This is a genomic window from Candidatus Neomarinimicrobiota bacterium, from assembly GCA_034716895.1.
GTDB lineage: Bacteria > Fidelibacterota > UBA8477 > UBA8477 > JABMPR01 > JABMPR01.
This window is the reverse complement of the sequence record JAYEKW010000014.1, coordinates 5342-21472: the sequence shown is the minus strand read 5'-3', so window position 1 is coordinate 21472 and position 16131 is coordinate 5342. Positions and strand designations below refer to the sequence as shown.

Genomic DNA, 16131 nt, shown 5'->3' with positions numbered 1-16131 from the left:
AGCAATCAGAGAAGTGCCTGGAAAACCATATTATATTGCATCGTATACGATTGATGATCTGGAAGATGTTTTAGCGTTTATCGCTGCCAAAGCCAATCACGCTGAAAACAAGAAACTTGAGGGGGAATTAGATCAATTGTACGATCGATTGTCAACCATAGAAGCATCCTACGATGTTGTCGATGCTTGAGTGAAAGGAAAGATAATGGAAGAGACGAACCCTGCATTAGGTGAAGAATTTAAAGAAGTAGTCAGGACTCAGATCAGGCAAAATGATCCTCCAGAGACGAAAATGGCATATGAGCGCTTACTCCGAGAGGGGTACCCGGAGCATGAGGTTATTAGGCAGCTTGCAGTTGTTGTCGCCGCAGAAGTATTCGATGTCATGAAAGAGGAAAAACCTTTCGACCATGAACGATTTGTTGAACGACTAAATGACCTTCCCAATGAACCTGAATAATGCTCGAGAAGTGAGATAATATGCCATTTAAACCAGAAGAACTTCCGCTTATTGAATCCTATTTTCAGAATTATTGCCATAAAAGGAACAAACCTGAGTTTTACGACAAACTTCACCTCGAATACGAAATCGATAATCAATCTTTTGTTCTATTAGAAGTTCGTCAACATTGGCGTGATCCAACCAGACAAACTCGTTCGCCTTATGCAAAAATCCGATACATCCGGTCATCTGAGACTTGGAAACTTTACTGGATGCGGCGAGACATGAAATGGTATTTGTATGACCCACATCCTGAAGCAAAAAGTTACGTGAAATTACTTGAGGTAATTGACGACGATAAGCATGGCTGTTTCTACGGGTAATCACCGGTATAACAAGCTACTTGAAGCTGACGTTCCAAAGGGGGAACCGCAAAGCGAATATGATATTGAATATACACAAATTTATGCAAATCCAAGAAGCTGTCGAGCGCAGCTTAAGCGCAAGACGCTAGCAGGAGGGGTAAATCCTCGGCTACGACAGAAAATCATCTCTTGGGACATAGCCGTATCATGGCTATATTTCAAGGAAAGTATAAATGAGGTGAATTATGATCAAAACAACTACAGTCAGAGCAATGATGGATCCCAAGAAAAAAGAGAAGGTCAACGGTATTCTTGGACGACTTGGTTTGAACCATTCTGAAGCAATAAACATCTACTATAGTCTTATCGAAGAACACGAAGGTCTCCCCTTTCCTATTGCATTGCCAGGAGGAGACATTGAAAATGAGACAACAACTGATATCCGCCCAGATGTTTTGAAGCAGCTAAAACTGAGTGTTAAGAAGAATTATCGTTTAGGACAATTGTTGGCACAATGAGTTCCTATCCAACAGTAGAAGAAATTCTTGCAATTCACACCTATTTGATCCAAGAGTTTGGTGGGAAATCTGGTGTCAGAGATCAGGGAGCAATAGAATCTGCTCTGGGTCGTCTGACTTCAGGATATTACTCAAACATAAATGAAGAAGCTGCTGCTTTGATGGAAAGTCTATCCCAAAATCATCCATTCATTGACGGCAATAAACGTGTGTCATTCTTTGTTACTGATATTTTTCTGAGGATGAACGGATATCAAATCAATTGTGACAATGAAGAAGCTTTTACTTTTTTCGACAAGCTGTTCAATAGTAGGCGTTTTAACTTTGAACACTTACTTGAGTGGCTGAACAAACATATTGAGGATTTGGAATAAGAATCTCCCTGCTAACAAAGGCTTCAACCTGACTCACACAAAGGGCTTGCTTGACTAAAATGACTTACAGGGATACAGTATTTTTACAAAAGGATAATCTGCTGCGAAGCAGGTTAAGCCTGGGGCGTTGGGCAGACTCTGAAATTACTTGCCATAACATGACATCCGTGCTATACTTATATTGATGATACGTTCATTTACAGACAAAGCGACTGAGGATATCTTCAATGGTATTAATTCTAAGCTTGCTCGGAAAAGACTCCCTGTAAATCTTAGGAAAGTTGCTGTACGAAAACTTGACCAGCTAGACTCTGTTGTTCAGCTTCCAGAACTACGGATTCCACCTGGAAACAGATTTGAAGCATTACATGGTAATCGGGAAGGTCAATACAGTATTCGCATAAATAATCAGTATCGAATTTGTTTTAGCTGGACTGAACTCGATCCAATAGATGTAGAAGTAACGGATTACCACTAAAGGAGAATAAAATGGTCAGAATACCAACAAACAGAATGCCAACACATCCAGGTGAAATGTTGCTTGAAGAATTCTTGAAACCAATGGATATTACCCAAAAGCATCTTTCTATTGCTATACATGTCCCCTTCCAGAGAATTAATGAACTCGTAAATGGAAAAAGAGGAATTACTCCCAGTACTGCTCTACGATTCTCAAGATTTTTTGGGAATACACCAGACTTCTGGATGAATCTCCAACAAAGGTGGGATTTGTATTGGGCAAGTACAAAAGAAGCCGAAGATTTACAACGAATTCACAGCTATTCCTGAGTTAGCCCGGTACGTTACACGGAAGTTTGGAGAAGTAGAATCTCAGGAGCGAACAACAATTCATTTTTCTTCTTGACATGCGTTACCGTGAAAGGTAACATTAGCCATGGGTAAGGTCAAAAGAGGCGGCTATGTATTTCTCTCTTGGATTGGAGACCACTCCCCCAGGCATGTACATGTGTACAAGGATGGAAATATGATCCTAAAATGGGACCTCGAAAATGATATGCCAATGAAAGGAACCGCTACACGTACTATCCTAAAATTCATAAAAGAACTAATTGAGGAGGGGAAACTATGAAGATCATAAATATCGAAGTAAACAGGAACAAAAAAACTTTCTCAGTAGGCACCGATGATTCTACCTATGGTTATCCTTTCGCAAAGTTGGATCCAGTACCACTTAAAAAGAATCCACTAATCAATTTCTGGATTGATGAAGATTTTGGTGGTGACGCCTTCTCATTCGAGTTGCAAGATGGTAAAACAGGGACAGTTCATATTGATCATGTACTTGAGTACAACCGTGATCCAAACTATATGACTGAACTTCTTCTCTACAAGCTGACAATTGAAGCTAAAAGACATGTTGAAGAGACCCAACTCAGTAATAGGGAGATTATTCGTCGGCTTGGTACTTCTCCTGCACAATATTACCGGCTACTTGATCAAACGAATGTGACAAAATCTGTTAACAAGATGTTTAATCTACTTCAAGTTCTAGGCTGTGAAATCGATGTTGTCTTCAAGGATGAAAATAGCTCGAAAAGGGTGTTGGTGTCCGTGTAACAAGCTGCTTCGAGCGGACTCACACAAAGGGGGATTGGCTAGCTGAAATAATGTCTCAAGATACAGTGTTTTTACAAGAGGATAAATCATACTGAAGCCGCTCAAACCTGGGGCGTTATACACATCCACTTCCAATAAAGTATGAACAATATATCTGAAATTAACCAAACCATGAACTTGTTGCCGTTATGCACACAGTGTAATATATTGTATCCGTGAAATTATATAACTGGAACAATGAAAAAAATGATCTGCTTAGGAAAAATCGAGCAATCTGTTTTGAGGATATACTCCTCTATATGGATAAAGGATTTTTGATTGACGATATTGTTCATCCTAACCAAGAGAAATACCCAGGCCAAAGAATGCTTGTAGTCGATATCGAGGATTATATCTACTTGGTTCCATATGTTGAATCAGAGGGTGAGCTCTTTATGAAAACAATTATCCCTAGCAGAAGGGCAACAAAGAAATATTTGGAGAAAAGAAATGACTAAACTAGATAAATATGAACAAGAGATTCTTAGATCATATGAAAATGATGAATGGGAATCAGTTCCAGACCTTGAAAAAAGGAAACTCGAGCTACAGGAATATGCTAGAGAAACCCTACGTAAGGATAAAAGAGTAAATATTCGTATTACTGGACGGGATCTAAGGCAGTTACAACGTATTGCTTTACGTGAAGGTCTTCCCTACCAGACCCTAATTTCGAGCATTTTACACAAATATGTTAACGGCGTTCCAATTCAGTAACTCATTGGCTGAAGGCGATCGTTCCGTGTATAACGGCTTGCACCTGACTTTGGCAACTTGAATGGCTTAAGGAAAATGAATTGCAAATACATAAAATCACAGTCTCAGGGCCACACAGGTAAAGCCTAGGACGTTACACAGAAAGAGCGAAGAATATTAGTTGACAATTTAAACCTCACCGACTAACATCTAGACAGACTGGCTGTTATTTTAACAAGGAGGTGAAATTTTGTTAAACAACTTATGGCAATTACAGGAAGCTAAGAACAAATTCAGTAGCTTAGTGGATAAGGCTAAAAACTCAGGACCACAAATCGTCACCAAACACGGAGAAGAAGCTGTGGTCGTTCTGGATATTTCAGAATACAAAAAACTACTCAAACCTAAAATGAATCTTGTACAGTTTTTCCAAAATTCGCCACTTGCAACAGATGATCTTAATCTAGAGCGAAATAAAGAATTACCTCGTGAGATTGCGCTATGAACTATCTCCTTGATACTTGTTTAGTCTCTGAGTTAATCAAAGATCCACCAGATGTGAATGTGCTAGAATGGATTTCAAGCATTCCTGAGTCTTCCCTATTCTTGAGTGTCTTGACTATAGGTGAAATCCACAAGGGGATTGAAAAACTTCCTCAGAGTAAGAAGAAGGATAGACTTCACAAATGGGTCAACTCAGATTTACGTGAGAGATTTAAAAACAGGATTATTGATCTAGAATTAGCAGTAGCAACAAACTGGGGAGAACTCCAGGGAAAAGCAGAGTTAGTCGGAAAGCCAATGTCCCTCATCGATGGATTGATTGCTGCAACGGGGGTCACGAATGATCTTATTGTTGTGACCAGAAATACTAAGGACATGGAACAGAGTGGAGTAACCCTTTTGAATCCTTGGCTAGGGTCATGAAAACTTCTGTGTAACAAATTAGGATAGACATGACCCCATAGTACCACAACTCTCAAAAGAAGCAGAAGATGGGTCATTTCTATTCTGGTGTTCGATAAGGCGCGGTTGTTATAAGGGGATTGATAAGAAGTCATTGTTTATCATGAAGTTAGTTTCAGTAATAATCACGACCAGTTCTCAATTATCGCTGGAAATATGATACTTTAATCACAAATAACAAGAATTACGGTGTGTCTTTGGTCATCATACGCTTCCTTAGATTTCATTTTCCTGCTCCATGCGGGATATGGAAACGTATATTAGCCTATTACTGTTATCAGTCAAGACCGGAGAATTGCTTTTCCGCCGCGGAGCGGCTTACTTGAACAACGGTTTAGAGCGGACTCACCAAATGGAATCGATTTGCGAAGATGATGTCGTAGGATACAGTATTTGTACAAATGGATAAATAATACGGAAGCCGCTCAAGCTTAGGGCGTTACACACATTCTCGTAGCAGGAAAAATACTCTTGTCGGACAATTACACATTGCAAAGACTACGTCATTGGCGTACTTTCTGTCATGAAGATAATTGAAACACCAATTTTTACGAAAAAGTTAAAATCAATTCTTGGAGTTGAGGACTATCAGTTGCTTCAAAACTATCTTATTGATCGCCCTGAATCTGGAAAAGTTATTCCAGGTAGTGGAGGCTTGAGAAAACTCCGTTGGACTGGCTCAGGACGTGGATAAAGAGGTGGTAGTAGGGTTATTTACTACTATTTCAAAAATGACGAGATCATCTTAATGTTTCTGATCTATCGGAAAAATGAAACAGAAGACCTGACAAAGGAACAAATCAAGATACTCGAATCATTAGTCAGAGGTGAATTATTATGAAAGAAGAACTATTTGACGAACTAATGGATAGTATAAAGCAAGGAGGCTCAATTCTTCGCGGTGAAATTCAACCTAGTCGTGAATATAATATCGAGAATCCTGATGTACATGCCATTCGCAAACAGTACGGTTTATCCCAAACTAAATTTGCAGAATTGTTGGGAATAAGTGTTGCTACATTAAGAAACTGGGAACAAGGAAGAAGAAAGCCTGATGGCCCAGCTAGAATCCTATTATCCGTAGCAGCAAAGCATCCAGAAGCGATTTTAGACTCAGTCTACCATTGATTAAGTGTGTAACATGCTGCTTCGAGCGGACTCACACAAAGGGATTGGTTTACTAAAATTATGTCTCAGGATACAGTGATAATACAAAAGGATAAATCATACGGAAGCCGCTCAAACCTGGGGCGTTATATGGGCCAGAGTATACCACAGTTACGAAATAGGGGTTGCAAAGCATCAACTGATACTGCATATTAGTATCATAATGACATTGAGTAGTAAACACAGCAAAACCCTTGAACTAATATTTGAAAATCCAGTACGCTCAGATGTCAATTGGCAAAAAGTTGAACGCATGTTGGAGGCACTTGGTGCTGAACTAAGTGAAGGTAGAGGCTCCCGAGTTAGGATTTATCTTAACGATGTTCGAGCAGTTTTCCACAGGCCTCACCCTCAGAGAATAACAGATAAGGGTGCACTAAAATCAATACGACGCTTCCTAATCGAAGCAGGAGTGAAATAATGCTTAAATACAAAGGTTACACCGGGCATGTTGAATTCGATGATGAGGCGAATCTTTTTCATGGTGAAGTAATAGATACTCGAGATGTTATCACGTTTCAGGGAACCACAGTGGAGGAAATACAGATTGCTTTTCGTGACTCAATCGATGATTACACTGATTTTTGCATGGAAAGAGGTGAAACACCTGATAAACCTTTTTCTGGAAAGTTTATTCTAAGATTACCACCCCCTATTCACCATCAGATATACGTAAAGGCTGTACAATCTGGAAAAAGTCTCAATAAATGGGTACAAGAAACGCTGGAAGAGGCCATATAGCAAAAGCTTATGAGCGGACTCACTACAAGGGATTGGTTAACGGAAATGATGTCGCAGGATACAGTGTTTTTACAAAAGGATATATCATACGGAAGCCGCTCAAGCGCGGGACGTTAGACAAACTGAAATCAATAGGTTGACATAAGGCACACTTAAGGATATCTTTGAACCATGAAATTCATTAACTGGAATCCAGAGAAAAATGAATGGTTACAAAAAGAACGGGGTATTTCATTTGAAATAGTTGCCTTCCAAATCGAGGCTGAAAATTTCCTTGCAGTTCTGGATCACCCAAATCAGGATCAATATCCAGGACAAAAGATGTTTGTCATCGAATTTGAAGAATACGCCTATCTCGTTCCTTTCGTAGAGAATGAAGATGAAGTATTTTTAAAGACAATCATCCCAAACAGAAAAGCTACGAAGAAATATCTAAAGTGAGGTTTCTATGAGCAAACTAGATAAATATGAACAAGAGATTGTACGGTCATTCGAAAATGATGAGTGGGAGTCCACCAATCTGACGAAAGAACTGAAAGAGAAATATGCACAATACGCGAGAAATACATTTCAGAAGAATAAAAGAATCAATATTCGTATTTCTGAGTGGGATCTTCTACGGTTGAAGGCAAAATCTCTTGAGGAGGGTATCCCTTACCAAACACTTGTATCAAGTTTGATTCATAAATATGTCAAGAGTACATCTGAAGCTCGGGTTTAGAATGGAATACCTCTTTACTTAAATCTCAGTTCATGGGCTAATTGATGATTCTAACAAAGGCTTCAACCTGACTCACACAAAGAGCTTGCTTGACTAAAATGATTTACAGAGATACAGTATTTTTACAAAAGGATAATCTGCTGCGAAGCAGGTTAAGCCTGGGGCGTTATAGCGACTCTTATTTTGTACGGTAGCGTTGTACATAATACTTTGACCATCACCTCTTGTACATTATATTCGTACAATGGAAAAGGAGATAACTTATGACTACAATAGCAGTGAGTGAATTACGAGCAAATCTAATGCAAGTACTTGAACAAATTAAACAGGGTGCACAAATCCAAATTACATCCCGAGGAAAAGTAGTTGCCCAACTAGTTCCTGCTGATGAAGCACAAGAACAAGCAAAACTGACTCTTAAACGTTTAGCTGAGGATGCTGACATTGGAGATATGATCAATCCCATTGATGAAACCTGGAATGCAGTTTCCTAATGATAATTCTAGACACACATATCATAGTCTGGGATGCTCTTCAGCCAGAAAAGATCAGCAAAAAGGCAAGAAAGATAATTGACCGTGCAAATGACTCAGGTGAAATAATCATTGCTGACATATCACTTTGGGAAATCGCAATGCTAATGAAGAAGAAACGACTTAATGTTGATGCAACATATCCTGAGTTCATCCGCTTAATCCGAGCTGCAAATCATTATGCTGTGCAACCGATAACACCAGAAATTGCTGACTTATCAGTTTCTTTTTCACAGGAAGTAAACCTTGACCCTGCAGACCGGCTAATCTGTGCTACTTCACTCTTTCTAAACATTTCATTGATTACTGCAGATTCAAACTTGATTAAGGCAAAAAGCGTTGAGACAATCTGGTAGATCGGCGCTATCAAGGTTCAAGCGGACTCACTAAAAGGAATCGGTTTACGAAAATGATGTCTCGGAATACAGTGTTCTTACAAAAGCGGAAGCCGCTCAAGCGCTGGACGTTAGCCACGCGATAAGATTAGTACTGTATTGTTTATTCGTCTGTTTAGAAGTACATTCAGACATACAACAGGAGAAATAATATGTCTACAGTACCACCCATTATTCCAATCAGCGATCTTAGACAAGATGCTGCAAATATTTTACAACAAATCAAAGGTTCCATGCAACCGACTGTCATCACCCAAAGAGGTAGACCTGCAGCAATCATGCTTAGTGTTGAAGCTTATGAACAAGGTGAACATGATCGTCAGTTGTTAATGCTTTTAGCAAAAGGTGATAAGGAAATTGATGCTGGAGAAGGCTATAGTCTAGACAGCGTAATGACTGATGCTGATAAAATACTCCAGGGTGAGTAATGGAAATCAAGTTCACCCCAACGGCACGAGGAATGTTTCTGGATAGTTTACTTCATATCGAAAAAGAGAATCCTATTGCTGCTCATAATTTTAAAGATAAGGCTGAGAAATCACTGCGTAGGTTAATTGACTTCCCACAGTCAGGAAAGCGTATTCGTGAATTTCCAGATCTCCCCTTTCGAGAAAATATTATTTCACCGTACAGGTTCTTTTACCGTGTAAAAAATGAGACAGTGTGGGTCGTTGCTGTATGGCACAGCGCACAAATCCCGAAGAGGTCTACAAAATAGATGACTTGGAATTATAGGATAATCAGGAAATATTTTGAGAAAACTGATACAATATCCTTTCAAATACATGAAGTCTACTATGATGATAAAGATCAAATCGAAGGTTGGACTCAATCTTCAGTTGGTCCTTCTGGCGAGACAATACTTGAATTAAGGGAGGATATCGAACATTTTATGGAAACAATGCAAAAACCGATTCTTCAGGAAAAATATGATGAGGGTAGAGAAATCCTAGTTGAGGTACATGAACCGAAGTGATAAAACTTGCTTAGATATTTCAGTTTGATACCAAGCACGGTGGCTAACACCTTCGAGCGGACTCACACCAATGGATTGCTTTACGAAAATGATGTCGCAGGATACACAAATATTACAAAAGGATAAATCATACGGAAGCCGCTCAAGCGCAACACGTTAGCAACACTGAAAATCATGATTTGTAATACGAATTCTATTGTTTACATTACAGAGTATAAACATTGAAAAGGAAATCATGAAAGCAACAGCAAAAGACTTGAGATTCCACTCAAAGGAATTACTCGATACAGCAAGACGAGGAGAAGAAGTTCTAATCACTTACAGAGGGAAACCCTATGCAAAGCTGGTTCCTGTTACAGGTGAACTAAACATTGCAGACAGTGTTAAGAATAATCTCTTTGGAATATGGTCAGATTACACTGAAACTGAAGATGTAGGTGGTTATGTAGACAATCTTCGTAAAGGTCGTTTCTAATGTTGGTAGACACTGATGTTCTGATTTGGTATTTACGCGGAAATGGGAAAGCGCGAGAAATCATTGATGGCCTCCCCTCTTTATCTATTTCAGTGGTCACTTACATGGAATTGGTTCAAGGGATGAGAAATAAACGTGAACTGACTGAATTAAGACGAGCACTTCGGGATTGGAAGGCTAAAATCGTTTATATCAATGAAGAGATCTCTTCCAAGGCGATGTTTTTGGTAGAACGGCATTTCTTAAGTGAATCCATGCAATTGGCAGATGCACTTATTGCTTCAACAGCTTTAACAAATGGAATGCCAGTTCTTACAGGAAATGACAAACATTACAAGGTTTTAACACAACTCGAGTTGAAAGTATTTAGACCTCAATAAATAGTGGGAATCGGAAAGCTGGTTACTCTATATGCGCATATTGATTTGGACTTGGACTTTGTAGATGGTTTAGACTTGGATGGACAGTATGCTGAGAAAGGTGACACTATCTCATTGAATCTGTATTCTGGTACTGTGGGTGGTCTGCATCTTCATTTTGAGATCAGATTTTACCGTCCTGATGAACTTGGAGACGAAACATTTTATAGTTTTGTTGGACCTGAAGGTAGTGACATATTTACAGAACCATCTACTGGAAGTTGGTCCTACGGATATTGGAATCCAGATACAGGATATGGTTTTGCCAATCCCGGTAATCACATTTTTGGTTCCTCGACAGGACTAGTGAACAGTTCGGGAATGTTCCCTCAGAGTTTTCACCTTTCTCAGAACTATCCTAACCCATTTAATCCCATCACAACAATAGTTTATACCCTATTAGAGAAACAAAATGTGATCCTTGAAGTCTTCGATATCAAGGGGGTAAAGGTTCAAACCTTAGAAAATGGTTTCCAAAATAGAGGTACACATACTGCACATTTCAATAGGCAAAAATTATCAAGCGGTGTGTATTTCTATCAGCTAAAGGCAAATATACTGTCGGAGACAAGGAAAATGCTGCTTGCTAAGTGAAAAATGCATATCATGCTGCTTCGGGCTCAAACGAAGGGATCGGTTCACTGAAATGACATCGCAGGATACAGTGTTTTTACAAAAGGATAAAACATCCGGAAGCCACTCAAGCGCGGGACGTTAGCAGGAGGTGTAAATCCAAAGTTGCAACAATAAATCAATGACCCGTGACTTCGTCTACCTCGCGGCTATATCCATTTTTGCTTCCAGGGTAGCCCAAAAGCTTCCCTTAATAAATCAAACTAAATACTCCAACTTGTCCTGACAGGATACAGATCTTATTAACCATTTTTGCCAGGATCTAATTCAGCCTTTTGAAGCTCAAGAATTTTACCAATTGGTCGCTCCAGAGCACGAGAGCGGGTGGATATAAGCTCCTGAAACTGACGAACAGCAACATCCAGGTTCTTCTCAGTCTTTTTCATAACATCAGTGAATTTATCCCACTGTTGCTGAAACTTGATTACCTGATTCATGATCTCAGAAGCTCGCTGCTCAACAATGAAATTCGCGGTAGCCTGATTTAAAAGTGACAGTACCGCATAAAGCGTAATGGGTGAACAAAGCATGATCTTTTTACTAAGTGCTTCCCCTATAAAATCAGGATCTTCCTGGTTAATAAACCCATAAATAGATTCATTAGGGATAAACATCATGGCATAGTCGACCGTTCCCTTTGCAGTATCGATATAGCCCCTTTTACTAATCTCATTCAGGTGTTTGCGCACATCCTGAAGAAAAGCATTTTTTTCAATTTCCATAACCTGTTCATCGTTGGTTTGGAGATATTTTTCATAGTGAGCCAATGGAAATTTAACATCCATGTTGATCTCACGATCTTTTGGCAATTTAAAGGTGTAATCCGGTCGTTGCCCATCATCCATGGTTTGCTGCTTGGTATAGTTAATGTTCTCCTGCAACCCAACATACCTTAAAATATCTTCCACCAGACGTTCACCCCACTGCCCGCGTTTCTGAGAACTGGCCAATAAGGTTTGAAGCGTTTCAGTAGTAGATCGCAGTCGCTGTGTCTCATCTTTGGAAGTTTGCAATTCAGTCTTTAACTCTGTGGATCTTTGTACGATATCTTTGAGTCGTCCATCCATAGTCTCCAATGACCTCTGGATTAACTTTTCTTTTTCACCAAGTTGGTTGCTATTCTGTTTAGCCTGATCCTTGAATTTGCTTTCGGCCAACTGCAAAAATTCTTTTTGACTATCCCTCAATACATCCTGGGACAAACTTTTAAAGCTGTCCTGCAGTTGTTCCCTCATCTCAGAAAGACGTTTTTTCTCCTCTTCAATCCGATCTTTGGATTCTTCCAAACGGGTGTTGATAGTTGCATTCTCTTCACGCAAACTTTGTGATTCCTGTCTAATTTCATCAAGTTTAGTTTCAGATCTTTCTAATTGGATGATCAGATTGTTTTTCTCCACTTCCAAGCGAGTGATTTGTTCCCGATCCTTGGGATTCTCAGGAGAAGCTATTTTTCGAGTGACGACAAAGGTGACAATTGCAGTTATAACAGCAATCAGAAGAGTGGTAATTATATCCATATTATCCTGCTTTATTTTTCTTTTGTGCCATAGATTTTCACTGAACTACTTGGATCATTCTTTGGCAATGTCGAAAATCTCCACGTATATCCGGATTCTTCTATGCTGATCCAGACTAAGAATAGTATGATTGTTTAAATTACAATTCTTTCGCTAAAGATTGCTCAGCCACAAATTTAACCTGGATCTTGTCCAAATATTTGATTTCATCATATCCAATAACAATCGAATATTTGTAATCTTGCTGCAACTCCTGAGCAAATATCCTCAAGGCATTAACACCAGGAATGGCCAGGAGTAGTTGCTTAAATTTACCCTGGTTAAAATAGTACGCTCCTGGTGATTGAATAGGACTTGGATAGGAATGATAAAAAACTCGTCGGTGCTGGTCACTTGCCGCCCCCATACTGATGATTGGTACAATACGCCAATCGCCACTGGCGATCTCTTTAGTAAAATCAGCATCAATATAGCCCAGGTCCATAAAGGCATGTTCCTCGAAAGATTCAGTTTTTCCTACCAGACCAGATCGGGTTCGGCTAAAATGTTCAATCTCATCTAAAATGCGTGGATTGATCCGATAACTCACCTTAAAACTCACCAGAATACTATCTGGCTCGTATTGTAATCTCAGGGTATGAATATCATGGATATTTGCCAGATAGGGGTCATAGGCTATGTCGTGCCATAAGGTTTCCAACTGATTTCCCAACTTTAATCTGGATTGTTGGTCATATTTTTGCCGCAAAGTTTCAGTCTCATTCCGCTGTTTTTTATCAAAAAGAGTTGTAAGCTGTTCACTCAGTGCTACCCCGGGTAAGGGAGCATTTTCAACTGCAAGAGCTGGCACTCTTGTTGTTGACAATTGGTCATAGCTATCGACGAGTCTTAATTGAGTGAGAATCCAGTCACCTAAACTCTCTTTCCAACTCAATAGTTTTGTGTAAGGAAGAGTGTCCTCAAAATGACCCAGAACCTGAGTGTTTCTCAAGGATAGCAAGTCCATGCGAATTGTGATTTGATCTTCTAAATAGGAATAACTTCCCAGGATCAAATACGTCTCATACATCGGATCAACCCGTTTCTGAAAAACCGATTTCCAAATGATATTCTGCAGACGATGGGGACGATCTACCAAGCCACTTTGAAGATCAGGAATAATGTAAGTGTGTAGATGTTCGGTGTCAGCTAACGTTGATCTTAAAAACCCGGGCAATCCTTGCGTCAACCACTCCTGTCCTTTCCCAGGACTCTGGTTATCAAATGGTTCTATAAAGACAAGGATGTTCTCTTTTGAGACTGGTAGGATTTTTTGGGGATAGATATTCCCACACAGAAGCAACAGTAAAATTAAAAGAATCAGCTTTTTGCTCATTATTACCCCAAGTTATTCAGATTTTCTGCTGACAAAATACCTCTCACCCATGTAAAATTGCAAGTGTCAACACAAGTTGACCCCAGCTTAAGACTTTCTGGCGATCTTTGCCCAGGTATCTCGTAAAGATACAATTCGGTTAAAAACCGGCTTGTTGGGCGTAGAATCAGGGTCAACACTGAAATATCCAACTCTTTCAAACTGAAAACGTTGACCAGCAACCACGTCAGCCAATGATGGCTCTGCTTTGGCATCTTCAATAATTTCCAGAGAATCTGGATTGATATTGGATCTAAAATCCTGATCTTCTTCCACTTGGTCTGGGTGCTCTGCTGTAAAGAGACGGTCATAGATCCGTATTTCAGCATCAATAGCATGATTGATTGAGACCCAGTGAATAACGCCCTTCACCTTGCGATCTATGGGCTGTTTTCCCAGGGTATCGGGGTCATAAGTGCAGCGCAATTCCACAATCTCTCCGGCATCATTTTTAATCACCGACTCACATTTAATAATGTAACCATAACGCAAACGAACTTCTTTCCCTGGTGCCAGACGAAAATACCTTCTCACCGGGACTTCCATAAAATCATTTTTATCGATATATATTTCACGCGTGAAAGAGACACCTCGAGAGCCGGCACTTTCATCTTCTGGGTTGTTGATTGCCTGAAGCTCCTCAACTTGATCGACTGGATAATTCTCGATCACTACCTTTAGGGGTCTGAGAACAGTCATAACCCGAGGGGCAATTGCATTCAAATGTTCACGTATCTGATTTTCCAAAATAGTTACATCAACTACCGAATTATTTTTCGCAACACCAATGTATTCACAAAACTTACGGATGGATTCCGGTGTATAGCCTCTGCGTCGTAAACCTGAAATGGTTGGCATGCGGGGATCATCCCAGCCATTGACATAGCCTTCATTGACCAGAGTTAAAAATTTACGTTTGCTCATTACGGTATAGGTCAGATTCAAGCGTGCAAATTCAATTTGCTGTGGATGATGAATGCCTAATTTTTCACAGAACCAGTCGTAGAGTGGACGATGATTCTCGAATTCCAGCGTACAGATGGATTGTGTTATCTTCTCAATGGAGTCAGATTGACCGTGTGTGAAATCGTACATAGGATAGATACACCAATCATTTCCGGTGCGGTGATGGTGAGCATGCAAAATTCGATACATAACGGGATCACGCATATTAAAATTTGGATGACTCATATCAATCTTGGCTTTTAGTACACGCGACCCATCAGAATATTCTCCCTGACGCATACGCCCGAACAGATCCAGATTTTCGGCTACACTTCGATCTCGATAGGGGCTGTTTTTTCCCGGTTCGCTTAGTGTTCCACGGTACTCACGGGTTTTCTCAGGGGAGAGATCACACACATAAGCATGACCATCTTTTATCAGCTTGACAGCCCACTCATAGAGTTGTTCAAAATAATCTGAGGCGAAGTATTCGCGATCCTCCCAATCAAAACCAAGCCACTTTATATCATCCTTGATAGAATGCACATACTCTTCTTCTTCTTTGCTAGGATTGGTATCATCAAAGCGCAGATTACACATCCCACCATACTTTGCAGCAAGGCTAAAGTTAAGCGCAATGGATTTTGCATGACCGATATGCAGATACCCATTGGGTTCAGGGGGAAATCGAGTATGCACGATTTGACCAAAACGACCAGATCTCAGATGGTCTTGAATGATCTCTTCAATAAAATTTATAGGTTTCTCAGGGCTTTCTGAATCTGAACCACTATTATTTGTCAGCTGTGTATCGCTCATACTTTCCTCATATCATAAGCCTGTATCGACAGGTCTTTGTAATTCAATTTAAATCAGCAAATAACATACGTTTTCAAGTCTTGTAATTCCATGATGAAATTTGAATATTTTTAAGATTGAAACTGTTGATTTCTCCTGCTATTCCTTAGTCCGCATATTTCAAGATGGAATGCAAACTTAACGGGGCTTTTTGAACACCCTCATGGAATGTGCGGGTTGGCCCCAGGATCTCTGATTAGATGGATAGAACTATTTTTAGTTGATGTGTTATAATGTGCTTCAACTGACTTTTTCAGTATAATATCAATGATGAATGGCAGTAGCAAACTGTTCCATCAAGCGAGAATTTGAGTTATCCTCCAACACGTTTCCAGTTACAATAAATGAAGCTCCGGCAG

General features: G+C 39.8%; 27 protein-coding genes. 24 read left to right on the top strand and 3 right to left on the bottom strand.

Translation table 11 applies throughout. The annotated features are described in order from the left end of the window. The 24 genes from U9Q77_01080 to U9Q77_00965 all read left to right on the top strand — a co-directional run. Positions 1–190: hypothetical protein (locus U9Q77_01080; protein MEA3285955.1), on the top strand; the 190-nt coding region annotated here is incomplete at its 5' end. Between the two features lie 15 nt (positions 191–205). Further along, on the top strand, positions 206–460 hold the full coding sequence (locus U9Q77_01075) for a hypothetical protein (protein MEA3285954.1): 255 nt from the start codon (positions 206–208) through the stop codon (positions 458–460). Between the two features lie 592 nt (positions 461–1052). Further along, the gene (locus U9Q77_01070; GenBank protein MEA3285953.1) at positions 1053–1325 is read left to right on the top strand and encodes a hypothetical protein; all 273 of its coding nucleotides are present in this window, start codon (positions 1053–1055) and stop codon (positions 1323–1325) included. Continuing rightward, complete coding sequence (locus U9Q77_01065; GenBank protein ID MEA3285952.1) at positions 1322–1699, top strand: type II toxin-antitoxin system death-on-curing family toxin; 378 nt, start codon at positions 1322–1324, stop codon at positions 1697–1699. The genes U9Q77_01070 and U9Q77_01065 overlap by 4 nt, the downstream gene beginning before the upstream one ends. Positions 1700–1883: 184 nt before the next feature. Next, positions 1884–2177 (top strand): type II toxin-antitoxin system RelE/ParE family toxin, encoded by a 294-nt coding sequence (locus U9Q77_01060; GenBank protein ID MEA3285951.1) that lies wholly within the window; start codon positions 1884–1886, stop codon positions 2175–2177. A gap of 11 nt (positions 2178–2188) precedes the next feature. Beyond that, positions 2189–2488, top strand: a complete 300-nt coding sequence (locus U9Q77_01055) for a HigA family addiction module antitoxin (protein ID MEA3285950.1) — start codon at positions 2189–2191, stop codon at positions 2486–2488. Positions 2489–2785: 297 nt separating this feature from the next. After that, positions 2786–3277 (top strand): hypothetical protein, encoded by a 492-nt coding sequence (locus U9Q77_01050; protein ID MEA3285949.1) that lies wholly within the window; start codon positions 2786–2788, stop codon positions 3275–3277. 299 nt (positions 3278–3576) lie between these two features. Then, entirely contained in the window at positions 3577–3774 is a 198-nt protein-coding gene (locus U9Q77_01045) for a hypothetical protein (GenBank protein MEA3285948.1), read from the top strand. Continuing rightward, positions 3767–4033 carry an antitoxin gene (locus tag U9Q77_01040; GenBank protein ID MEA3285947.1) on the top strand — a complete coding sequence of 89 codons (267 nt, stop codon included), beginning with the start codon at positions 3767–3769 and terminating at the stop codon, positions 4031–4033. The genes U9Q77_01045 and U9Q77_01040 overlap by 8 nt, the downstream gene beginning before the upstream one ends. A gap of 229 nt (positions 4034–4262) precedes the next feature. Then, positions 4263–4517: a type II toxin-antitoxin system Phd/YefM family antitoxin gene (locus U9Q77_01035; GenBank protein ID MEA3285946.1), complete on the top strand. Its 255-nt coding sequence runs from the start codon at positions 4263–4265 to the stop codon at positions 4515–4517. Beyond that, on the top strand, positions 4514–4939 hold the full coding sequence (locus tag U9Q77_01030; protein MEA3285945.1) for a type II toxin-antitoxin system VapC family toxin: 426 nt from the start codon (positions 4514–4516) through the stop codon (positions 4937–4939). Before U9Q77_01035 ends, U9Q77_01030 begins: the two co-directional genes overlap by 4 nt. An 876-nt stretch (positions 4940–5815) precedes the next feature. After that, entirely contained in the window at positions 5816–6106 is a 291-nt protein-coding gene (locus tag U9Q77_01025) for a helix-turn-helix domain-containing protein (GenBank protein MEA3285944.1), read from the top strand. A gap of 202 nt (positions 6107–6308) precedes the next feature. After that, complete coding sequence (locus U9Q77_01020; GenBank protein MEA3285943.1) at positions 6309–6566, top strand: type II toxin-antitoxin system HicA family toxin; 258 nt, start codon at positions 6309–6311, stop codon at positions 6564–6566. After that, positions 6566–6886, top strand: a complete 321-nt coding sequence (locus U9Q77_01015; GenBank protein MEA3285942.1) for a type II toxin-antitoxin system HicB family antitoxin — start codon at positions 6566–6568, stop codon at positions 6884–6886. The genes U9Q77_01020 and U9Q77_01015 overlap by 1 nt, the downstream gene beginning before the upstream one ends. A 171-nt stretch (positions 6887–7057) precedes the next feature. Continuing rightward, positions 7058–7327 carry a BrnT family toxin gene (locus U9Q77_01010; GenBank protein ID MEA3285941.1) on the top strand — a complete coding sequence of 90 codons (270 nt, stop codon included), beginning with the start codon at positions 7058–7060 and terminating at the stop codon, positions 7325–7327. A 7-nt stretch (positions 7328–7334) separates the two neighbouring features. Next, positions 7335–7607 carry an antitoxin gene (locus tag U9Q77_01005; protein ID MEA3285940.1) on the top strand — a complete coding sequence of 91 codons (273 nt, stop codon included), beginning with the start codon at positions 7335–7337 and terminating at the stop codon, positions 7605–7607. Between the two features lie 263 nt (positions 7608–7870). Next, positions 7871–8101, top strand: a complete 231-nt coding sequence (locus U9Q77_01000; protein MEA3285939.1) for a type II toxin-antitoxin system prevent-host-death family antitoxin — start codon at positions 7871–7873, stop codon at positions 8099–8101. Further along, positions 8101–8496, top strand: coding sequence for a type II toxin-antitoxin system VapC family toxin (locus tag U9Q77_00995; GenBank protein ID MEA3285938.1), 396 nt, complete (start codon positions 8101–8103; stop codon positions 8494–8496). The genes U9Q77_01000 and U9Q77_00995 overlap by 1 nt, the downstream gene beginning before the upstream one ends. Before the next feature lie 191 nt (positions 8497–8687). After that, on the top strand, positions 8688–8963 hold the full coding sequence (locus U9Q77_00990; protein ID MEA3285937.1) for a type II toxin-antitoxin system Phd/YefM family antitoxin: 276 nt from the start codon (positions 8688–8690) through the stop codon (positions 8961–8963). Next, on the top strand, positions 8963–9253 hold the full coding sequence (locus tag U9Q77_00985; protein ID MEA3285936.1) for a type II toxin-antitoxin system RelE/ParE family toxin: 291 nt from the start codon (positions 8963–8965) through the stop codon (positions 9251–9253). The genes U9Q77_00990 and U9Q77_00985 overlap by 1 nt, the downstream gene beginning before the upstream one ends. Beyond that, positions 9254–9511 carry a hypothetical protein gene (locus U9Q77_00980; protein MEA3285935.1) on the top strand — a complete coding sequence of 86 codons (258 nt, stop codon included), beginning with the start codon at positions 9254–9256 and terminating at the stop codon, positions 9509–9511. It begins immediately after the preceding gene. A gap of 235 nt (positions 9512–9746) precedes the next feature. Then, positions 9747–9986 carry a type II toxin-antitoxin system prevent-host-death family antitoxin gene (locus U9Q77_00975; GenBank protein ID MEA3285934.1) on the top strand — a complete coding sequence of 80 codons (240 nt, stop codon included), beginning with the start codon at positions 9747–9749 and terminating at the stop codon, positions 9984–9986. Further along, positions 9986–10366 carry a type II toxin-antitoxin system VapC family toxin gene (locus tag U9Q77_00970; protein MEA3285933.1) on the top strand — a complete coding sequence of 127 codons (381 nt, stop codon included), beginning with the start codon at positions 9986–9988 and terminating at the stop codon, positions 10364–10366. The genes U9Q77_00975 and U9Q77_00970 overlap by 1 nt, the downstream gene beginning before the upstream one ends. A 3-nt stretch (positions 10367–10369) precedes the next feature. Beyond that, positions 10370–10999: a T9SS type A sorting domain-containing protein gene (locus U9Q77_00965; GenBank protein MEA3285932.1), complete on the top strand. Its 630-nt coding sequence runs from the start codon at positions 10370–10372 to the stop codon at positions 10997–10999. 281 nt (positions 11000–11280) lie between these two features. Here the strand turns inward: U9Q77_00965 and rmuC are convergent, their stop codons facing one another. The 3 genes from rmuC to U9Q77_00950 all read right to left on the bottom strand — a co-directional run bounded on the left by rmuC (position 11281) and on the right by U9Q77_00950 (position 15733). Further along, positions 11281–12555 (bottom strand): DNA recombination protein RmuC, encoded by a 1275-nt coding sequence (gene rmuC / locus U9Q77_00960; GenBank protein MEA3285931.1) that lies wholly within the window; start codon positions 12553–12555, stop codon positions 11281–11283. 139 nt (positions 12556–12694) lie between these two features. Continuing rightward, complete coding sequence (locus U9Q77_00955; GenBank protein MEA3285930.1) at positions 12695–13930, bottom strand: hypothetical protein; 1236 nt, start codon at positions 13928–13930, stop codon at positions 12695–12697. Between the two features lie 87 nt (positions 13931–14017). Next, on the bottom strand, positions 14018–15733 hold the full coding sequence (locus U9Q77_00950; protein MEA3285929.1) for a glutamine--tRNA ligase/YqeY domain fusion protein: 1716 nt from the start codon (positions 15731–15733) through the stop codon (positions 14018–14020). Positions 15734–16131 lie beyond the last annotated feature (398 nt).